This is a genomic window from Clostridium kluyveri DSM 555, assembly GCF_000016505.1.
GTDB lineage: Bacteria > Bacillota > Clostridia > Clostridiales > Clostridiaceae > Clostridium_B > Clostridium_B kluyveri.
In genome coordinates, this window is record NC_009706.1 from 3,513,696 (window position 1) to 3,531,594 (window position 17,899).

A 17,899-nucleotide genomic window follows, 5' to 3' on the forward strand; every position below is an offset into this window, starting at 1 on the left:
TAAAAAATGAGACAATCTTTCTTTAGATTGTCTCTTAGTTTTAGTAAACTTTCATATACATAAAAAACATAGTTACACAAGCTATTAATACACATGTCAAGGGATATATTACATTTTTAAAACTTGTTCTAGAAACTATCATGTTTATAGCCCATATTATCATTGTAGTAAATATACTCCATTGCAGTGTATAATAGTCGCTAAAATATTTTACATAAGTAAACTGATATGTAGTAAGGAGCGTTAATATTAGTGCAAGAATAGTAAATATAACCCCTATCCATCCTAATAAATTTATTGTATTTTTCATATCTCTCCTCCAAAGTCTTATACCAAAGTTTAACTGTAAATTAAAAATTAAACTATTTTTATAATAATCCTTTTTTATTGTTTTGTAAATATTTATATATAGTTTTAAAAATTTATTATTAATATTAATTACTAATTTTGTATGCCTGAAAATTATTTGATTAAATCTTTTACAATAGTATTCCCAAAATCTTTTAAATAATTAAATTATCATATTTATTATTTGCAATAAATATATTAAAAAATTGTTTTGACAAAAAAGCGCACTTTATTAAAAACTTTGACATGGAATCTTCTCATATTTTGGTCTATAAATCAAAATTTTAACTTATTCAAAAACCCCCAATAATTCATTTCCTATTTGTTCTAATATAATTTCCTTAGGATATGTTGTTGATGTTAGTTTTATCTTTTTTATAATATCTAAAGTTAATTTATTTGAATCGCTTACTTTCTGTAAGTTAACATTTTTAATAACTTTTATGAAATCATCCAAAGTATAAACTTTATATCTTTCTATTTGTCTTTTTTCTGCCATATATTCTAAAATTCCTATTACAATATCTTCATAGCTAGCTAAAGCCTGGATATTGATAATTTTAGATATATCTGGAAGTATTCTTTCAAATAATAGTTTCAATGGATCCATTGAAGGCAATTTCATAATTATACTTAAATTATCTATCGTATTCTTAGACATAGATGATAATTTGTAAAAGAATGTTTTTTCAGTATATATAGATTCAATATAATATTTCCTTCCTTTAAGTTTTTTAATAAAGCGCATAGCATCACAGTATCCCATTTTTAAATTCGTTTGAATAAGATCATTATCAAAATTTAAAACTCTGCCTAAACTTTCAGAAGGAATAATATTCACTATTTTTACATTTTTATTTTTAACTTTTTGTACAGGACCTATACCCAAAGTTCTTATAGCTATTATTTCTGTATACTTTTTTTTTACAAGAAGATTAATAGGACAGTTATCATAAAAACCGCCATCTATATAATATCTATCATCCAAAGGTTCTATTCTAAATATAGGAAAATTGGCGCTTGCCATCAAATAATTTATCATCTTGCCGTTTGGTATATCCTCTTTGTAAAGATTTAATGGTTTAAAATCTGATATAGAAACTGTAACCATTCCAAAATCAATTTTTGATTTTCTTAATTTATCTTCATCAATAATATTATTTAATATTTCTCTCATTTTTTTTGTATCGATACCTCTATTTTCTATTATATTTTTCATTGCTGATAATATATAGATTAAGGTTTCTTTATCTATATTTCTATTCATGAATTTTTGCATATGAATCTTTTCCAGATTAAATATTGTAGATATATCTATTTTAGTCCACCAATTATATCCCTTTTCAAAATCACCTTGAGCAATAACTGCACCATTAATTGCTCCAATTGACGTACCTACTATACCATGAAATTTGTATCCCTCTTCAATAAATGCCTTTGTGGCTCCCATATGAAAAGCCCCTTTTGCACCTCCACCTTCTAAAGCTAATCCAATCATTATAACAGCATCCTTCCCATGAAATAATTTAAAAATAAGAGGACAAATTAATTATTTATAATAATATTAGTATTTGAATATTGTAACATTATTATGTGATAAAAATATCATCTAACCCTTTGACATGCGGTAATTACCAGTATTATCAAAATCTTCTGCAAATGCTTGTTCTGCAGCAGGTTTAAATTCTTCCGCCAATTTATCCAACTTATTCATAAAATTTTCATCTGTAACCATTAATTCTGCGCTGGAATGAGTAGCATACGCTCCCGTTTCTTTTACAATATTTCTAATTTCCTGGGGATTATCAATCATAGGACATGGCATTAACAAATTTTTATTGTATGGCTGCCTACTTCTTAAGAGCCTAAAATATGGTGATTTGAAAGCTTCAATTAAAGGTTTATCTTTTACGTTTGTTGTTGCAAAATGAGAAAAAATACAAGGTTCCACATCTTGTTTTGAATTAATATGACAATAGTATTTACCCGAGATACAGCCTCCAACATAAGGAGCATCATTAAAAAAATCAATTGTAAATATTTTCTTTGTAGATCTAATTTTTCTGTTTTTCCTTCCAAGATATATTCTTTCTTTTGGAGAAAGCATATAATCCATTGTTTCTATTGGATTATCTCCAACAGGCATAAATATGAAATACCAAAGCATTCTAGCTCCCTTTTTAATCAACATTTCTATAAACTCATCTGAAGTAACAACGTCTAGATTGGTATTAGATACTGCTGTTGAAGCACCAAAGGGCATTCCTCTTTCTTTTAATAACTCCATTGCTTTTATGACTGAATTAAAAACTCCACTCCCTCTTCTTTTATCTGTTTCTTTCTCCCATCCTTCAATCGAAAACATCGGCATTACATTGCCTAAATCAACTAGTTTATCAGCTAATTTTTCATCAAACAATGTACCATTGGTAAAAGGCATAAAATACATGTCATTATATTTCTTATAAATATCCAACATATATTTATTAATGAATGTTTCTCCCCCTAAAACAACTATATAGTATATTCCCATATCTTTGGCCTCTCTTATGAGCCTATCTATATCTTTATTAGGAATATCGTCTTTCTTAGAATAATTTGCAGCATAACATCCAGTACATCTCAGATTACATCTCATTGATGGACTGATAAGTAAGGCAAATGGAATTTTTGTATCATTTTCTTCACCAACCTTTTTTCTTCTTGATTTTCCATACCATACTCCATTGCTCCAAAAATTAGAGTAAATTTTTTTCAAGCAGTTTTTGTCTGTATTTTTTAGTATGTCTTCAACATATTCCCTTGTTGATGGATTTTCATTATAGTATTTTTCAATTTTTGTAATTATGTTTTTTGTATCATCATTTTTAATTGCTTTTTTCATAATGCCAAATAATTTGTTAACATTTTTTTCTGGATCTTTATTTATCAAATGAAATATAGAATTAGTAACTATTTCCTTTGTATTTTTTTCTAAATTATTAAATTTATGTTTCATAAATATCTTCCTTTCCTCAATAGCTTATATTAATCTTCAATTAAACTAACTGAAACATTAAAATCAATTTGACCGTAATCTTTTTTTACCCTTTTTATTATTATTTAAAGATTTTTTTATTACAAACTTATTCATAAACATTTGTTGAAATATCTGATATATATTCCCTGTTATCCAATAGATTCCCATGCCAGCTGGTAAAGTAAAAGCCATAAATCCTGTTACTACTGACGCAATCAAATTCATATTTCCCTGCATAGAATCTGCAATCTGCTTATCACTTGTTTGTGAAACTGTTTGATTTGTTGAATACTTCGTTGATATATAGGTAGTAGCTGCAGCTAAAAGTGGAATTAGTAAAATAAGCAAGTTATTAGTGTCTATATGATTAAAATGCAAGTTTGGCACCGAACCTAAATTCATCCCTAAAAAATTCATATTTAGTAAATCATCTTTTTCTAGCATTCCTTTAACATCTGATAACTTATCAAGGTGTTTGCTAAAATAATTTATTATACTTAAATCATGCATATTAGTTATTCTATCTGAACCTTGTGGAATCATTTCAAACAATTGCTGAATGGCCGCCGGAGATTTACCAGTCATGTATTTTAAAGGTTGTGACACAACATAATATAGAGAAAAAAGTATTGGCATTTGAAATAATAAAGGCAAACATCCACTTGCAGGATTTACATTATTTTCTTTATATAGTTTCATTATTTCTTGATTTAGTTTTTCCTTATTATTTTTATGTTTTTTTTGAATTTCCTGCACCTTATATTGAATGTTACTAATTCCTGATGCTGCATGATACTGTTTAATATATAATGGTAGTAATAAAGTTTTAATAATAACTGTTAGCTCAATAATAGCAACTCCGTAATTATTAAATGCTATGTGTTCATATATAAATTTTAAAAGGTGTCCTATAGGGAACGCTATAAAATCAATCATTGTTATAAGTTCCTTCCTTAAACTTTTGTAATAAACTTACTTTATGGATTATCCGAGTCAATTAAGCACTCTTTTATACAGCTCAATTTTTCTCTATGTTTTGACCCAATCAATTCCATAAATGCACAATATTTGTCTACAAAAGATACTATGAAAGCTTCTTTATATTTTGGTAATTCCAAGGTTAAAGGCCACATATGTTTTTCTATAATATCATTTTCAATATCATTTAAAATAAAATATTTATTTGAATTTTTCAGTGCTGTAGCTGGATGGGTAAACCCATGCATTCCATTTTGCGGTTTTGAAATATGCCAATCATATAGAAAGAAATCATGAAGCAGTCCACCTCTTGCGGCTGCCATATAGTCAAACCCTAAAAATTTACAAATTATATAACTGTAATATGATACATTAACACAATGTGAAAGACATGATATGTCACCATGTTGTATGAACTTTTCCATTGAACGTACAACAGGGGTATTTACTAAATCAATAACAACTTCCTTGTATTCGTTATAACTACTGTAGTCTATTTTTAAGTTCCATTTTGATTTTATCAATTCTATCATTTAAAATACTCCTAATATCACGATTTATTATGCCGGCATTTAAAATCATTAATCGAGGATATGCTCTAAATATTCTTTGATATTTTAATATTTTTTGATAATATTTATTTATAGTAAAATTGGAATAATTGAAAATAACTTTTTTCAAGTCTAATGCATCAATTATTGACTTAATTGTATCCATTATAAAATACGAAATTAAAATTAAAGAATAATATAATTTTATCTGAACTGGAATATTAATAACTTCCTGTAAAATTAAAGGATGTATTACCTGTATCAATATAAATCCAAGTAATCCCCAAAGAAGTGAATATTTCAAACAAATATAGCCATGGAGATTTGCAAAGTTATCACTGTAATCCCACCATTTACAATTAAAAATCAATTCCAGAACAAATCCAGTTAAATATTCCAATGCAGAAACCAGAATAATTGAAAGTAAAATACTTACAAATGTGGATAAATAGTAATTTTTCATGTTCATAGTTATTAATGAAGAGAATTTAATAATTAATATGGCTGCGAATCCATATATTGGACAAAAACAAGCTGTCAGAAAACCTCTGTTAATAAGCTTTCTCTCCTTTATACTCACAAAAGCCGTTTCAAGAACCCATCCCAAAAAAGAATAAATTACAAAATATAAAAACAAATTAGTGAATTCTATCATAAAAATGAAACCTCCTTCTATTCTATTTTTACTATTTAAATCCATTTGACCTAAACATAGATATGATCAGTCCTAAAATGATAATTCCTGCAATGATTAGTCCAATTTTAAGTACCATAATATTTAAAATATACATTTCAGCTCCGTTTTTTGAACTTAATCCTGAACCAATGATAATCCCTGCAATAATTATACTTACTGAAAGTAATACAATACTGAAAGAAATTCTATTAATATTCCTGTCAAACTTTTTTTGAATATTATCAATATTTTTCACTTCAAATTTGGGAATAAAATCGTCTTCCTCCATTTTACTTAGAAAATCTAATACAACCAATGGTAATTCTACTAATACCTCCTTGTAATCCAGAAGACTTTTACCTATATCACAGCTGATCTGCTTTGCAAAAAAGGATTGTTTAATCATTTTCTTTGCTATTGGTTTAGCTATAACAAAACCATTCAAATCAGGTGCTAGTCTTTTTAATAAATCCTGAAGTAATATGAATGTCTTGGAAATTGATACAAATTCATGAGGTAATTTAATATCATTTAAGAATGCAATACTAAAAATATCATGAAAAATTTCACTAATTTTTATATCATTCCAAGACAATGTCATATATTTATCAATTATTTCTCCTAGCTCTATTTCAAATTTTTTAAAATTCTGTCTGCTTCTAACTGTACCCATATCAATAAATGATTTAATAATCTTTCTTTTATCTTTCAGGGCAATACCCACAAAGAAATCGGCCATTATCCTTTTTCTCTCTTCTCCCAGTCTACATACAATGCCAAAATCTAAAAATACTATCCTTCCATCTGATAAAACAAGAAGATTTCCCGGGTGGGGATCTCCATGGAAAAATCCATCCCGGAATATCTGATTACATATTGATTCAGAAATCTTTTTAGCTAACATTTTTTTATCTAGCCCAGCTTTATCTAACTCATCAAATTTGTCTATTTTTATACCGTCAACGTATTCCATCGTAAGTACACGCTTTGATGTATAAATCCACTTAATTTCTGGAGCCTTTATACTTTTATCTTGTTTACAATTATTTCTAAATATTTCAGTATTTTCACCCTCTTTTATAAAATCAAGTTCACCTTTAATGTTATTCTCAAATTCAAGGGCCATACTTTTAAAGTCATATAATTTACCATACTTTGTATAGTGATTAATGAAATTAGATATATCTTTTAAAATTTTCAAATCAAGAGAAATATCCTTCTCTATCTTAGGCCGTTGAATCTTAACAGCTACGTCTTTTCCGGAGTTTAATCTGGCACGATGCACTTGAGATATAGATGCAGCAGCTAAAGGATTTTTATCAAATTCTTTATATATATTTTCAATCTTTTCATTAAATTCTGTTTCAATCATTAGTTTTACATCTGAAAAAGAAAAAGGCTTCACAGAATCTTGAAGTTTTTTAAGTTCTTCGATAATATCCTTTGGAAAAATGTCTTCTCTGGTACTTAGAAACTGTCCTAATTTTATAAATACAGGTCCAAGTTCTTCAAATGCTAACCTTAGTCTTTCACCTCTAGAAAATTTAATATTGACCATTTTATCATTTGAAGCGGTTTTTTTTATATTTAGATGCTTTAATATTCCAATTTTTTCCATAATTAATCCAAAACCATATTTCAGAAGAATGTTTACAATTTGTTTATACCTTTTAACAGCTTTATTAGAGTTTATTTTCATATAATATCAATCCCAAATCATATAGCATAATTGTCTTTGTTAAATAAACTTTTTAAAATTGTGTTTCTAAATCAAACGTCCGTATTAATAATTTTAAATGGAAAATTGGATCATTATTCAACTTTATTCTCATCCATTGCCTTAAGATCATTAAATGCTATTTTTAGTTGTTCTTTTATAATATCCTTTATTTCATCTTTTGAAACTATGTCTTCTTTTCTGGCAATATTCATACTGTTTAACACTTCAGCAACTTCATCTTTAACAATACTTTTTATCTGAGCCCTTTGTTCCTCACCTTTTTTTACCAAATCATAGGTAAATTGATGTGCATCTTTTTTTGCTATTTCTCCTTTGTTAACAAGCTTATCAACCATTTCTTCGATTTTTTCTCTTGAATATATAAGCGTACCTATTCCTAAATCAATTGATTTTTCAAATATATTGGCCATAAATGCCTCCTTTTAGTATTTTACTAAAATCTACGTATTAAAAACTCATTTATTTTTTGAATTTATAAATTGCTTATTTTGCCTTACTATTCTATTCCAAAATTAATTCGGACGATTGATTTAAAAGAATTCTATCACACCATCTTTACTTTGTCAACACTGTTGATACTGACTAAAAAAGTATTTCAATTTAACATTAAATTTTACTAAACCGATTTATATAAATTTTTTATTCAAAGATTATTTTTATTGCATTTAATGATTCATCCATACTTTCTTCTGGATTAAGAACACTTTGAATGGCAGTGCCAATTAATGTTCCTAAAATCATTTTAGACAAGGCCTCTAAAGAATATCTTTTTTTATTATTTTCTCCAAAATAGTCCCTTACAATATATTTCTCAATCATATCCGATAAATTTATATACAAATTTTTAACTAATGTTATAAATGTTGAAGACCATAAAGCCATACCAGTTATATCATAAAGCACTTTAAATAGCTCTGGTTGCTCGGCTAATATCTTGCGAAAATAATTAATTATGTTTGTAAGCTTCTCTACAGCAGTATTACCTTTTATTAATTCTTGTTCTATTTCAGTTAAATATTTTTTAGATAAAACCTTAATTATTTCTGTAAATAATCCCTCTTTATTCTTATAATAGTAATTTAACTGACTCAAAACTACTCCTGCCTCGTCTGCTATATCTCTTAAAGATACATTTGCATAACCCTTTAAAGCTATACAGTTAAATGCTGCATTAAGTATCCTTTGTGATTGACTTACATTTTCCACTTCATTTGTCATTCTTATATCCCCCCACTTTATATTAGTTTATTAAACATATTATAAACTATGTTTGATTGATAAATCAATTTCTTCAAATATTATGTTTCACAATCTTTTATTTTCTAATTTAATTTCATATATTAATTCATAAGGAAATAGATTTGGGGAAAAGGTCAAACATCTTGACCTTTTGTTTAAAAGCCTATCTGGCATCCAAGTTGAAACCCATATTGAATTTATTTAATCATATCCTTTAAGTCTTCTTCTGTAATTATGGATATTCCTAATTGTTGCGCCTTTGTTAGCTTGCTTCCAGCTTCTTCTCCTGCCAAAACAAAGGATGTCCTTTTTGAAACACTTCCAGATACCTTGCCACCAAATGATTGTATTATTTCAGCAGCTTCGTCCCTCTTCATAGTTGGTAATGTTCCCGTTATTACAAATGTTTTACCTAAAAATCTATTATCTATCTTTTTTTGTAATGTCTTAGATATAGTATTTACACCTGCCTCTTTCAGCTTTTTAATAAGTTCAATGTAGGCATTACTATTAAAAAATTCAAGTATATCAGGTACTGTTGTTGGCCCAAAATCCTCCAGTTCGATTAATTGTTCATATGCTGCACCAGCAAGCTCATCCATACTTTTGAAATTGCCAGCTAATATTTTTGCCGATTGCTTACCTACATTCCTTATACCAAGACCTGTAATTAATCTGTCAATATCATTATCTTTAGATAACTCTATTGCATTTAAAAGATTATTAACTGATTTTTCTTTTCCTATTATACCCTTTTCTATTAATGCATCTTTATAATTCTTAAGGATATATATATCTGAAATTTTCTTTATATAACCATCTTTCATCAAGGCTTCTACTGTATTTTGACCAAATCCAACTATATTCATTGCATCCTTGGATACAAAATATCCTATCTTCCTAAATGATTGCGCTTCACAATCTGGATTACTACATCGTGTATCAACGCCATCTGGTTCCCTTATTGTCTTTGAATTACATACAGGACACACATCAGGTATTATGTATTTTTTAGCCCAATCGGGTCTTTTTTCAGGAATACTTCTTATTATTTCAGGTATAATATCTCCAGCTTTTTGAATTATTACAGTATCTCCAATCCTAATATCCTTTGAATCTATGAAATCTTGATTATGTAATGTAGCCTTTGATATTGTGGTATTAGCTAATATAACAGGCCTTAATAGTGCAAGTGGATTCAGCCTTCCTGTACGGCTTACTTGAACTATTATATCCTCAATGACAGTTTCCTTTTGTTCTGGAGGATATTTAAATGCCACTGTCCATTTAGGAACCTTGCTTGTCATTCCCAAAGATATTCTGTCATTTAAATTGTCTACCTTTACTACGGCTCCGTCAATAGAGTACCCTAAATCCCATCTACTTTCTTCAATATCTAAAATAGCGTTCCAAACCTCATCTGCAGTTTCACATATTTTAAAATTTGGACTAACATCAAACCCTTGGTTAGATAACCACTCTAAGGTTTCTGAATGTGTCTCAAATTTCTTTCCCTCTGAAATCTCCAGATTAAAAATAAATATATCTAAATTTCTGTCCTTCACAATACTGGTATCTAACTGCCTGATAGTTCCAGCAGCTAAATTTCTCGGATTTTTAAATATCTTCCCCCCTATTTCTTCCTGTTTCTCATTAACTTTTATGAAATTTTCATTAGTCATATATATCTCGCCGCGAATTTCTAAATAGTTCAACTTGCTTGGAATATGTTTTGGTATAGATTTTACTTGTAGAATATTTTCAAACACAGATTCCCCAATTGAGCCATCGCCCCTTGTTATAGCTTCCTTAAGTTCTCCATTATAATATCTCAATACAACTGTTAATCCATCAATTTTTTTCTCTACAACAAATTTAGGGTATGTAACTTCTGATGTTATCTTTTCAACAAAACTATATACTTCTTCTTTTGAAAATACATCTTGCAAACTTACTACAGGAATATCATGTTTAACTTTTCTTAACTCCCTTTTTACTGTACCGCCAACCTTCTGAGTTGGTGAACTCTGAATTTTATACTCTGGATGACTATTTTCTAAATTTCTTAATTCAACGTATAATTTATCATATTCATAATCAGTTATTTCTGGATCATCCTGATTGTAGTATTTGTCGTTATGATATTCTATTATTTTTCTAAGCTCATCTATTCTCTTCTTAATATCCACTAAATACTACCCCCTACTTTTTGTGTAGGTGAATCTTTACGTGCATATTCTGGATACTCTTTTTCGAGTTTTCTTAGTTTAAGAGATAGCTTGTCATATTCATGGTCTGTAATTTCTGATTCATCCTTATTGTAATATTCTATTAGTTTGCTCAATCCTTCCACTTTATTTTTAATATCCACAAATGCTCTCCCTTCTCAGCTTGATCATCCTTTAAAGGAACTAAATTAAAGTTCTATACATTCTGTATATTTTATACCGCCTCCAGTGGAACTACACCGTACATTAAATTTTTTATTCCCATATTGTCAAAAACTATGGTAAGCTTTATATCCTCATCCTTCTTGGATATACTCACAATAGTACCTACTCCAAATTTTTTGTGTTTTACTTTTATTCCTTCTTTTATATTTTCTGGTTTTAAATAATTACCTTGAGGAATATTATCTACAGATAAACTTTCTCTTTTAGGAGGTATATTATTTAAGATTCCTTTTTTCCCATATGAAAATATATTTTTACTTAAAGATCTATTTACAAAATTATTAATATCTGATTTTCTGAAATTATCATATTCTTTTAATTCATCAGATATTTCATCTATAAAGTCAGACTGTTTATAAGATACCATCTTGCCAAATACTCTTCTTGTATCAGCAAATGTCATATAAACATTTTCTTTTGCCCTTGTTATCCCCACATAACAAAGTCTTCTTGACTCTTCCATCTCCTTAGGATTATCTAAGGACTGTATTCCTGGAAATATTCCATTTTCCATTCCAACCATGAAGACTACAGGAAATTCCAAACCTTTTGCACTATGTACTGTCATAAGTACCACTGAATCTGCATTATTATCAAAATTATCTATATCGGAAACCAGTGTTACCTTTTCTAAAAATGCAGAAAGAGACGTATCTTCCGAAGTAACTTCAAATTCCACAGCTGCAGATACCAATTCTTTAAGATTTTCTATCCTACTTATACTGTCTGGCTCTTTTGAGTGTTTCAATTCTTCCAAATACCCTGTAGTATTCAATATCTCTTTTATTAGTTCAGATACAGAAATTTTATCCCTGCTTTTTATAAAACTATTTATAAGACTCACAAATTTTTTTATGGAATTAATACTTCTTTGTGTCAAATTCATGCTTTTATCAATATCTAAAAGGGCATTGTATATTGATTCATCCATAGAATCTGCAAAGCTTTGTATTTTTTGTATTGTAGCCTCTCCGATATTTCTCTTAGGTACATTTATTATTCTTCTCAAACTTACATTATCTAAAGGATTATTTATAAACTTCAAATAAGCCAAAATATCTTTTATTTCTTTTCTGTCATAAAATTTCAATCCTCCAATAATTCTATAAGGTATATTAGATTTCATAAAAACATCTTCAAATATACGGGATTGAACATTTTTTCTATAAAGCACTGCAAAATCCCTATAATGTTTATCTTTATCTATATTTAAAATTTCCTTAATCCGGGATGCTATATATCTCCCTTCATCTATATCTGTGGTAGCTCTATATAATTTTATTTTATCCCCACTGTCATTTGCAGTTTTAAGTACTTTCTGCTTTCTATGAAAATTATTACTTATCACATCATTAGCGGCCTTTAATATATTGGCTTTTGATCTATAGTTTTGTTCCAACTTTATAACCTTGGAATTTATATAATCATTCTCAAAATTTAAAATATTTTCTACATCCGCACCTCTCCATGCATAAATACACTGATCGTCATCCCCTACTACGCATATATTTTTCTCTACCTGGGCTAATAATCTTATAAACTCATATTGTGACTTATTGGTGTCTTGATATTCATCTACCATTATATATTTAAATTTTCTCTGATAAAATTCAAGTACATCTGGATGTTCTTTAAAAAGCTGTACCGTTTTAAATATAAGATCGTCAAAATCTAAAGCATTGTTTTCTTTAAGCTTCTTTTGATACATTACATATACATCTGCTATTTTATTCATTCTAAAATTGCCTTCATTTTCCTTTTTGAACCTATCTTGTGATATAAGATTATCCTTTTGCCTACTAATCCTATTTATTATTTCCTTATCAGTTATACTATCATCCATATTTAATTCCTTCATACACTGCTTTATGAGTACTTTTTGATCATAGCTGTCATATATGGCGAAATTCCTATTGTATCCAAGCTTATCTATTTCTCTTCTCAATATTCTCACACAGCTTGAATGAAATGTGGATACCCACATGCTGTCCACTTCATCCCCTACCAGTTTTCTTATTCTATCTTTCATTTCTCCCGCAGCCTTATTTGTAAAAGTTATGGCCAATATTTTAGAGGGATATATATTTAAATCTTTAATCATATGAGCTATTCTATAAGTTAAAACTCTAGTCTTGCCAGAACCTGCTCCAGCTAAAATCAATAATGGACCTTCTACAGTTGTCACCGCTTCATATTGCTCTTTATTTAAAAGATTCTTTAAATCCATAAAAACCCACTCCTGTTTTATATACACTTTTATTATTAAAATTTTTTCACGTTCCGTTTATAGTATGTAAAAATCAATCATACAAGTGAAATTATATTTAATATTATATCATTTTAATGATTATTTAATCATATAATTAAACTTTGGTCATAAAAAATGTGCTGACATTTATCAACACATTTAAAATTAAATATTACTATTTAATCTCTCCAATACAATTCTATATCCGTCACTTCCATAATTTAAGCATCTATTTACTCTACTTATAGTGGCAGTACTTGCACCAGTTGCAGATGCGATATCTAAATATGTTTTTTTGTTCTTCAACATCTTGGCTACCTGAAGTCTTTGTTCTAATGCTTTTATTTCATTTATAGTACATATGTCATCGAAAAATCTATAACACTCTTCCTTTGTTTTTAGAGACAATACTGCCTCACACAGATAATCCATTGCCTTACTTTTTAACTTAGATTCATAATCTCCCATGAACGCCACTCCTTATTCATGTACATTTTTTCTTTAATTTTATCATGTATTAAAACATTAATCTATAAAATCATAAATAATTTTGTGATATATCCTCATATATACAGATTTCCTACTTAAAAGAATATATTCTGATCATATATTACATTAAATTTATTCTTTCATTAGTATAAAAATTAAAAAATAAAAAACAGCCCATTTGGGGTATAGGCTGTTTAGTAATAAATAAAAAGGGGGCTATTATTCCTTTATATTTATTTCTATATTTTAATTATAATAAAGCAAAGCAAAAATATCAAGCCTATACACTTATAATTTACTAATTTTACATATAATGCATGATATTTAACTTGCAGCACATATTATAATATGATTTTAATACATTCATATATTCTTTAACAGTTCAATCTCTTCCCCATATAACTCTCTGTATTCCCCTTCCTGAAGATTATCATCCAAACTTAAGGGTCCAAATTTTATTCTCTCTAGGTAAATTACATTTTTTCCCAAAGAATTAAACATTCTTTTAATCTGATGGAATTTTCCCTCTTGAACAGTTACCTCTACCCTGGCACCATTTTCATCAGATTCTATAATTTTTAGTTCTGCCGGCATACAAGTATATTCATCTTTTAATACTATACCCATTTTAAATTTTCTAATGTCGTCCATATCTACTTTCTTATCTATTTCTGCATAGTAAACTTTATCTACATGATTTTTGGGAGATATCAATCTGTGATTTAACTCTCCATCATTGGTAATAAGAAGTAATCCCTTAGTATCCTTATCCAGTCTTCCTACAGGGAAAGGTTTAAATGCCTGATATTTAGGTTCTAAAATATCTATAACAGTTTCCTGATAATTGTCAAATGTTGCACATACTACTCCTTCAGGTTTATTCATCAGTATATATATGTTCTTTTTATATTCCACAACAGTTTCCTCTACCTCTATTTTGCACTCATCGGGATCTATCTTCATAGAGTTATCTTTTACCACTAAACCATCTATTTTTACTGCTCCACTTTTAACTATAGCTTTTACTTCTTTTCTAGTCCCATATCCCAAATTTGCTAATACCTTGTCTAATCTATCCACAAAATCCTCTCCTTTTCATCTGAACACTAAAAACAGCTAATACTCCCATCCTCTTCAAAATGGGAGATAAACACTGCTGCGCACCTGGATAAGTTCCTTCCTAAAGGATAACAACGTATTCTAAGTGCTAAAGGCACTAAGAATGCTGTTAATAAGGTTCAGATGAATAAAATTGGTATCTTAGAAGTAGACCTCACCTAAATCTAGGAATTACTTGATTTTCCATAGTAATTCATAACTTTTTGCACATAATTTCTAGTCTCATAAGATAAATTTGAAATATCCGAACTATTTTTTACCCCTTTATATTGCAAGGTTCCAGGCCCAGCATTATAGGCAGCCAGGGCCAGTTCTTTAGAATTTCCATACATATTCAACATATTCCTTAAATACTCAGTGCCCGCATCCACATTTTGATCTACATTATAAGCATCTGTCACTCCTAATTCACTGGCCGTTCCCGGCATAAGCTGCATAAGCCCCATAGCTCCCGCAGAAGAAGTAGCTGTTGGATTAAAATCAGATTCTTGTTTTATAACTGCCATTATCAAATCCTTATCCACACCATACTTTTTAGATGCCTTTTCCACTGCTTCATCTATATCTGAAACACCACTTTTCAAATAATCTTTTACACTATTATAAGCAATATTCAGCCGCTGTCCTCCCCCATATCCTAGTTTGCTTAAATCTTCCTCTCCTAATGCAGCAAGCTTAGATATATCTATATTTCCATTACTATCAGATGCCGCCTTTAACAGACTTTCCATCATAATCTGAAAGGAATCCGAATCTCCAAAGGCCTGCTCAAATATCTGGGTCATCATCTGAAACTGTAATACCTTCTGTAAAGTTTTATCCTGATTATTATTTGTAACATTTATACTCATTTTCTCACCTACCCAAAAATACACTATGACTTTTATCGTACAGAAATATCTATACTTGAGCAAGTTAACTTTACTGTGCCTTAAATAAAAATATATTATAATCTTCATAGAAGTCTTTATTATACTGACTTTTACACAAAACCAACACTTTATATTCATCTTTATGGAAAGGGATAAAAGTATAATAATTTTTTTTACTATAGCCTTGAACTAAATTCCAATCTCCCTTTTCCATTATATAGAACTCATATACTACATCTTTTCCCCCTTCACTATGAACAGTAAAAATAACTGGTTCATTGCAAAAGAAATTTGCATTATCACAGGTGATTCTGGTATTTGTCACAGGTAATGCTTCGTTGATTTCAATAGCTACTTCCCTCTTACAATCAAATTTTTTACTGCTTTTAATATTTCTTGCTAAAATCTCCACCTTATAAATGCCACTATATTTAGGTACAAAAGCATAGGATTTCCCTGTAACAAACTCTGTTTCTTCCACTTTACGGTTATTTATACTCAATATATATTTCATAATGACATTTTTAGTATCTTGAGTTATACAGTTTATAACAACTCTTTCACCTACTAGATGATACTCTCTCACAGGGTAAAGTATGTAATCAATAACTGCCGGCATATAGTCAAATACATCTATTTTTACTATGGAATGACAATCGTATTCTCTATCAGAATATTTATCCCTTACCCTAACTTCTAATTCATAATTCCCATTCTCTTCTGGAATAAATCTCATAAAACTGTTTTTATTATATTTCATTGTTTTTATTTCTGTCCCATTCCTTTTTATAATAAAAGAATATCTTAGTTCCACTCCTCCTGAAGCATTTACTTTTACGTTGATATTTTGATTTTTTAGTATACCCTTATTTTTATCTAATATAACACTCTGGATCTTAACAGGTTCCCTACTTTTCTCATCTATAATATAATCTAAATGTTCTATGGCTTCATAATCTCCTGAAAAAGATTTATCTTTAACCATCAAAGTTATGGTATAATTTCCCGCCATTTTACTCTCCCATACATAGCTATTACAAATAGTATACCCTGAATCCTCTCTACTATAGCTTCCCTGAATTATATATCTATACAAAAGCTCCCTTCCCCCTATGGTATCCGCCATCAAAGTAACTTTTGTTCCACATAACTGAGGATAGTTAATATCTGTGGTAAAATTTTTTATATAAATTTGGCTATATTTTTTTACACTAAAATTCAACACTGCTCTATCGTCAAATTTATTAATAGAATACATATCCTTAGCCATACATAAAAGCTTATAATCTCCGCTTTTAGCTTCAACATAACTAACTATTTTCTGAGTAGAATAGTTCTGTACACATTCTACTTCTCTATTAGAATTAACTTTAAAAAATTTATAAAGAATAGTTCTATCCTTATCATGCTCAGAATTCACTTGAAAAACCAACTCGGAATTTTCTAAAAGTTCTGAAGTTAAACATTTAAAATCTGTTATTTTTACTTCTTTCAACGGTATCACCTGAAACCCTACATTTTTAAAATCATCAAAATCGTTCTTTGAATCAATATTTTTACACTCTACTAATATCTCACCTTTTCCTTCAGTTTTCACTACCCAGGAAAGCATGTTATCTACTGAATAGTCTTTTATCATTTCCCATTGATTATCTATTTTTATCCAATATCTAAACATAAGTGGGAATTTAATAGTATCTACTGTTATGGTTAATTTATCACCTAATACCAATTTATCTTTATCTATATAAATATTACTTATCAATTTTTCTTCCACTTTTCCTATTACATAATCCATTCTAGATACATAATCAAAACTTTTACTGCTATCTGGTTTCTTAGCTTGTACCATCAATACATACTTTCCATCCTGCATTGGAGCCCACTCAATTTCTTCTTTCTCCGTAAAATCTTTTATAGTGTTCCATATCCCATTATATCCTACCATATACTTATATAAAAGTTTTTCTTTTAAATTATTATTTATATTTATAATAATTTTTGTCTTCTTTTCCTGTGGACTTTTCACATCACAGCTCATAGCCAGTTCATTCATTTACATCATCCCCCATGTAAAAATCTTATAAATACTATATTCCTTAAAATATATTATACTATAATACCATATTTTGTAATAGTATTTTTTGTATATTTATATTATATTTT

Annotated in this window: 16 protein-coding genes; all 16 read right to left on the reverse strand. The window is 28.6% G+C overall.

Annotation, left to right across the window (positions count from 1 at the left end; translation table 11 throughout):
• Positions 1-40 precede the first annotated feature (40 nt).
• A complete protein-coding gene (locus tag CKL_RS16900) occupies positions 41-310 on the reverse strand; it encodes a hypothetical protein (protein ID WP_012103795.1) in 270 nt (89 codons plus the stop codon).
• 327 nt (positions 311-637) lie between these two features.
• Entirely contained in the window at positions 638-1,846 is a 1,209-nt protein-coding gene (locus tag CKL_RS16905) for a patatin-like phospholipase family protein (RefSeq protein WP_012103796.1), read from the reverse strand.
• 111 nt (positions 1,847-1,957) lie between these two features.
• A complete protein-coding gene (locus tag CKL_RS16910) occupies positions 1,958-3,346 on the reverse strand; it encodes a radical SAM protein (protein ID WP_012103797.1) in 1,389 nt (462 codons plus the stop codon).
• 63 nt (positions 3,347-3,409) lie between these two features.
• Positions 3,410-4,303, reverse strand: coding sequence for a YidC/Oxa1 family membrane protein insertase (locus CKL_RS16915; protein WP_012103798.1), 894 nt, complete (start codon positions 4,301-4,303; stop codon positions 3,410-3,412).
• A 41-nt stretch (positions 4,304-4,344) separates the two neighbouring features.
• Positions 4,345-4,878 carry an HD domain-containing protein gene (locus tag CKL_RS16920; protein WP_012103799.1) on the reverse strand — a complete coding sequence of 178 codons (534 nt, stop codon included), beginning with the start codon at positions 4,876-4,878 and terminating at the stop codon, positions 4,345-4,347.
• The gene (locus CKL_RS16925) at positions 4,829-5,551 is read right to left on the reverse strand and encodes a putative ABC transporter permease (protein WP_012103800.1); all 723 of its coding nucleotides are present in this window, start codon (positions 5,549-5,551) and stop codon (positions 4,829-4,831) included. Before CKL_RS16925 ends, CKL_RS16920 begins: the two co-directional genes overlap by 50 nt.
• Before the next feature lie 31 nt (positions 5,552-5,582).
• Positions 5,583-7,271: an ABC1 kinase family protein gene (locus CKL_RS16930; RefSeq protein WP_012103801.1), complete on the reverse strand. Its 1,689-nt coding sequence runs from the start codon at positions 7,269-7,271 to the stop codon at positions 5,583-5,585.
• 113 nt (positions 7,272-7,384) lie between these two features.
• Positions 7,385-7,723, reverse strand: a complete 339-nt coding sequence (locus tag CKL_RS16935) for a phasin family protein (RefSeq protein WP_012103802.1) — start codon at positions 7,721-7,723, stop codon at positions 7,385-7,387.
• A 229-nt stretch (positions 7,724-7,952) separates the two neighbouring features.
• Positions 7,953-8,531 (reverse strand): TetR/AcrR family transcriptional regulator, encoded by a 579-nt coding sequence (locus CKL_RS16940; RefSeq protein ID WP_012103803.1) that lies wholly within the window; start codon positions 8,529-8,531, stop codon positions 7,953-7,955.
• Between the two features lie 218 nt (positions 8,532-8,749).
• Positions 8,750-10,741, reverse strand: coding sequence for an NAD-dependent DNA ligase LigA (ligA, locus tag CKL_RS16945; RefSeq protein WP_012103804.1), 1,992 nt, complete (start codon positions 10,739-10,741; stop codon positions 8,750-8,752).
• Positions 10,741-10,923 carry a DNA ligase LigA-related protein gene (locus CKL_RS16950; RefSeq protein ID WP_012103805.1) on the reverse strand — a complete coding sequence of 61 codons (183 nt, stop codon included), beginning with the start codon at positions 10,921-10,923 and terminating at the stop codon, positions 10,741-10,743. The genes ligA and CKL_RS16950 overlap by 1 nt, the downstream gene beginning before the upstream one ends.
• Positions 10,924-10,994: 71 nt before the next feature.
• Positions 10,995-13,232: a DNA helicase PcrA gene (gene pcrA, locus CKL_RS16955; protein WP_012103806.1), complete on the reverse strand. Its 2,238-nt coding sequence runs from the start codon at positions 13,230-13,232 to the stop codon at positions 10,995-10,997.
• Between the two features lie 186 nt (positions 13,233-13,418).
• Complete coding sequence (locus CKL_RS16960; protein ID WP_012103807.1) at positions 13,419-13,721, reverse strand: YerC/YecD family TrpR-related protein; 303 nt, start codon at positions 13,719-13,721, stop codon at positions 13,419-13,421.
• A gap of 384 nt (positions 13,722-14,105) precedes the next feature.
• Positions 14,106-14,822, reverse strand: a complete 717-nt coding sequence (locus tag CKL_RS16965; RefSeq protein ID WP_012103808.1) for a pseudouridine synthase — start codon at positions 14,820-14,822, stop codon at positions 14,106-14,108.
• Positions 14,823-15,025: 203 nt separating this feature from the next.
• On the reverse strand, positions 15,026-15,712 hold the full coding sequence (locus tag CKL_RS16970) for a lytic transglycosylase domain-containing protein (RefSeq protein WP_012103809.1): 687 nt from the start codon (positions 15,710-15,712) through the stop codon (positions 15,026-15,028).
• A gap of 70 nt (positions 15,713-15,782) precedes the next feature.
• The gene (locus CKL_RS16975) at positions 15,783-17,789 is read right to left on the reverse strand and encodes a triple tyrosine motif-containing protein (protein WP_012103810.1); all 2,007 of its coding nucleotides are present in this window, start codon (positions 17,787-17,789) and stop codon (positions 15,783-15,785) included.
• Between the last annotated feature and the right edge of the window lie 110 nt (positions 17,790-17,899).

Bases quoted from the DNA above. Each gene is read 5' to 3' on its own strand.
- CKL_RS16960 (WP_012103807.1), bottom strand. From the start codon at position 13,721: ATGGGAGATTATGAATCTAAGTTAAAAAGTAAGGCAATGGATTATCTG.
- CKL_RS16975 (WP_012103810.1), bottom strand. From the start codon at position 17,789: ATGAATGAACTGGCTATGAGCTGTGATGTGAAAAGTCCACAGGAAAAG.
- CKL_RS16935 (WP_012103802.1), bottom strand. From the start codon at position 7,723: ATGGCCAATATATTTGAAAAATCAATTGATTTAGGAATAGGTACGCTT.
- CKL_RS16915 (WP_012103798.1), bottom strand. From the start codon at position 4,303: ATGATTGATTTTATAGCGTTCCCTATAGGACACCTTTTAAAATTTATA.
- CKL_RS16900 (WP_012103795.1), bottom strand. From the start codon at position 310: ATGAAAAATACAATAAATTTATTAGGATGGATAGGGGTTATATTTACT.
- CKL_RS16920 (WP_012103799.1), bottom strand. From the start codon at position 4,878: ATGATAGAATTGATAAAATCAAAATGGAACTTAAAAATAGACTACAGT.
- pcrA (WP_012103806.1), bottom strand. From the start codon at position 13,232: ATGGATTTAAAGAATCTTTTAAATAAAGAGCAATATGAAGCGGTGACA.
- CKL_RS16910 (WP_012103797.1), bottom strand. From the start codon at position 3,346: ATGAAACATAAATTTAATAATTTAGAAAAAAATACAAAGGAAATAGTT.
- CKL_RS16940 (WP_012103803.1), bottom strand. From the start codon at position 8,531: ATGACAAATGAAGTGGAAAATGTAAGTCAATCACAAAGGATACTTAAT.
- CKL_RS16970 (WP_012103809.1), bottom strand. From the start codon at position 15,712: ATGAGTATAAATGTTACAAATAATAATCAGGATAAAACTTTACAGAAG.
- CKL_RS16925 (WP_012103800.1), bottom strand. From the start codon at position 5,551: ATGATAGAATTCACTAATTTGTTTTTATATTTTGTAATTTATTCTTTT.
- CKL_RS16930 (WP_012103801.1), bottom strand. From the start codon at position 7,271: ATGAAAATAAACTCTAATAAAGCTGTTAAAAGGTATAAACAAATTGTA.
- CKL_RS16905 (WP_012103796.1), bottom strand. From the start codon at position 1,846: ATGATTGGATTAGCTTTAGAAGGTGGAGGTGCAAAAGGGGCTTTTCAT.